A 3509-nucleotide genomic window follows, 5' to 3' on the forward strand; every position below is an offset into this window, starting at 1 on the left:
AATTAATCAGTGCTTCCCTAGCGCTCAGGATGACCGGTGGGAGGCGGGAAGAGTCCTGCAGCCAGCGGAAAGCCGACAGCTGTCCCACTGTCTCACTAGTCCACTAGCACCCTAGTACCCTAGTACCCTAGCACACTAGTACACTAGTTCACTATCTCCCCTGTGAAATTGTGAAGAACCATATAGCGTATACATTTTACGAAGCTACTTTTCTCAAAAGAGAGGGGGTCTATTCTTATATTTATATTTTTCTTTCCATCGGATACGGACAGGAAAGAAATCTGATTTTCTTTCCTATTCTCCCCTATTCTCTATTTTTTACAGGATTTGAACCGATTGACCTTCTTTTGACGAAATCTTTTCCTCCTTTTTTCTCTTCCCGCTGCGTCCTGTGAAAAGTGAATTCACAGATTTTCCTTCTGTGGATAACCTGGTTTCCCTCCGAAAGCCCATATTTTCTACCTGCTTTTCCTCTGTTTTCCAATTCTGCCCTCACTTGTTCACAGGTATTCACAGTTTTCTGTGTATATCTACGGTAGACATTCCCTATTCCTCCCCTTATTTTCTATATTTCCCATTCTCATTTTAAAGTTATAAACAGGTTGTGAATAAGTCTGTGAAAAAGAGAGGTTTCTTTGTTTTCATGAATAAGTATACCTTTATTCCCCTCCCCCCCCTTTTCCACGCAAAAAGAGCTGCGCCAAAGCGCAGCTCTTTGCATCGAGTCCTTATTTGTCTTCTTCAATAGGATAGTCCTGGAGGGCATCGTAGCCTTCTTCGCCGGTGCGGATCTTGACTGCATTGTCCACGGTGGTGACGAAGACTTTGCCGTCGCCGTACTTGCCGGTGTAAAGGGCTTTCTTGGCCACTTCGATGACAGTCCTTGGGGAAATCTTGGATACAACCATATCCACCCGAACCTTCGGAAGAAGTTTGGCGGAAACCGCAGCGCCGCGGTACATCTGGGTCTGTCCTTTTTCAAGGCCGAAGCCCAGGGCTTTGGTGACGGTCATGCCGGTGATGCCGATGGCTTCCATGGAAGCCTTGAGGATTTCAAACCGTTTGTCGGAGGTAATAATGGTGACGCAGTAGAGACGGTGTCCGTCAGCAGGCAGCTCTTTCGGCAGCACCTTTTCCGGCACTTCCTTATCCATTGGGATTTCAACAGCTCCCTTGGGCGCCTTGCCGGCCTCAATTTTTTCTTCTGCCGTTTCAGGAACCATCATGAAGTCTGCATAAGCGGAAGCCAGGCCGTGTTCTTCGAAGTCCAGGCCGTTGATTTCCTCTTCACGGGTTACGCGGAGGCCGATGGTGGCGCGGATGATGCGGAATACGATGTTAATGGCAATGAATACGTAAACAGCTACAGCCACAACTCCCAGAATCTGGACGAAGAGGTAATGGGGATCTCCTGTGTAGAGGAGACCGTCGGATTCGGAGAAGAACCCGGTGAGGATGGTACCCAGGGCGCCGCAGCCGCCATGGGCTGCGATGGCACCGACGGGGTCATCGATTTTCAATTTCTGGTCTACAAATTCCACCGCATAAACGATGAATACGCCGGCAATGAGGCCGATGAAGAAAGAGCCGGGAACGGTAACTGTATCGCAGCCGGCGGTAATAGCTACCAGGCCAGCCAGGCCGCCGTTCAGGGTCATGGATACATCGGGCTTTCCGTATTTCACCCAGGTCAGGGCCATGGTGGTGCAGGCTGCTACCGCTGCGGCCAGGTTCGTGGTAATCATGATATGGCCCACAGACTCAATGGTCTTGTCGCCGGTCATGGAAACAGTAGAGCCACCGTTGAATCCGAACCAGCCCATCCACAGGATGAACATGCCCAGGCAGGCAAGGGTAATGCTGTGGCCGGGGATGGCGTTCACGCTGCCGTCCTTATTATACTTGCCGATTCTGGGTCCCAGGAGCCATGCACCGACGAAGGCGCATACGCCGCCAACCAGATGGACGCAGGTGGAACCGGCAAAATCGTGGAATCCCATTTCCGCAAGCCAGCCGCCGCCCCAGATCCAGTGACCGGAAATGGGGTAAATCAGAAGGGAAATAATAACGGAGTACACGCAGTAAGCGGAGAACTTCGTCCGTTCTGCCATGGCGCCGGAAACGATGGTAGCCGATGTTGCACAGAACACGGTCTGGAAGAAGAGGTATGCCATGGAGGTATAACCTGCATCATCGGGCACCTGGAAATGAGTGACGAAGAGATCCGGCGTACCGATGATACCGCCGATATCCTCGCCAAACATGAGGCCGAAGCCGAGGAACCAGAACACCACCGTGCCAAGGGCAAAGTCCATGAAATTCTTCATGACGATGTTGCCCGCATTCTTCGCCCGGGTCAGACCCGTTTCCACCATGGCGAACCCCGGCTGCATGAAATACACCAGGATAGCCCCTAAAAGCACCCAGATCGTATCCACCGACGAATACCTGCCCTCCGGCTCCGCGGCCATAGCCACCGCCGGCGTGGCCAGCGCTGCCAGAAGCAGAGGCCACTTTCGCAATACGGCTTCCATTTTTTTCATAAAACCCACTCCCTCCTGAAAAAGATGCCTGACCATGAACGGCGGCCCTCCTTCTGAAAAGCGAAAAAGCCCGGAAAACATTCCCGGGCTCCCTTGTCCAAAAGAAAAAGCCTGATGTGAACCATTCACTATCAGACATCCTTGTCAAAAAATATGTACTTGTGACCTTGCGGTCCTTTGTTATGTACATAGGATACAATAGCCTTTGAAAAACGTCAAGAGGGAAATTTCAGAAATATGAGTGGGACAGCTGACAAACTTTATTGCCCCCGCCTGCGCCCCTCCCCTTATTGTCCCCCGCCTGCGGGCGGGAAGGTGGTGCCCCGGGCACCAAAAGGGGCAGGGCCCGTGGGTTGTGGATGGACAGGGTTCAACGGATTGACCGGCCCTTTGGGCGGTCGGGTTCTTAGGTTTGACGCCACAAGTAAAAAGGGAGCGCGGCTGGCGCCGCAGGTTGTATAGAAGGGTTGTGTAGAAAGGTTGTGAAAAGGAAGAGGCACCGGATTGACCGGCCCACTGGGCGGTCGGGTTCTGAAGTTTGACGGGGTCTACAGCCCGAGGCTTGTGGTATCGTCCTGCGGGCGATGAATATATACCGCCTGACAGCTGCAGTGTTACGCGCTTTCCTTCCCGCCGGGCAAGTCATTCTGAGCCGTGGGCGAAGAATCTTGGTGCCTGCCGATGGTGACGCATCTGTCCATAAATCCCAGTCGGCGGGAAGGGGCCTGTTGACAGGGCCCTCCGACACAGGATACTTGCCTGGAAAGGAGAGTTTCTCCGTAATGTATTTTCGTGTCAACATAAGACTCCCAGCTAAAAAAATACACCCCACACTTTCGGGGCAATCTACGGACGTGATTTTCCCTTATTACCTGCATTTTGCACCATCTTGGCTTTTAATATTTTCCTTAGGGAAGCGCTGATTAAATCACTGTCTGCTTTTATTCTTGAATTTTTATGCAATGC

2 protein-coding genes are annotated in these 3509 nt (G+C 51.9%); both read right to left on the reverse strand.

Annotated elements, in window-relative coordinates:
• Positions 1-304: 304 nt before the first annotated feature.
• Complete coding sequence (locus B2Y11_RS00090) at positions 305-484, reverse strand: hypothetical protein (protein WP_291054456.1); 180 nt, start codon at positions 482-484, stop codon at positions 305-307.
• Between the two features lie 244 nt (positions 485-728).
• Positions 729-2543, reverse strand: coding sequence for an ammonium transporter (locus tag B2Y11_RS00095; RefSeq protein ID WP_291054459.1), 1815 nt, complete (start codon positions 2541-2543; stop codon positions 729-731).
• Positions 2544-3509: the final 966 nt, after the last annotated feature.

The organism is Dialister sp. UBA1703 (genome assembly GCA_002320515.1).
Lineage (GTDB): Bacteria > Bacillota > Negativicutes > Veillonellales > Dialisteraceae > Dialister.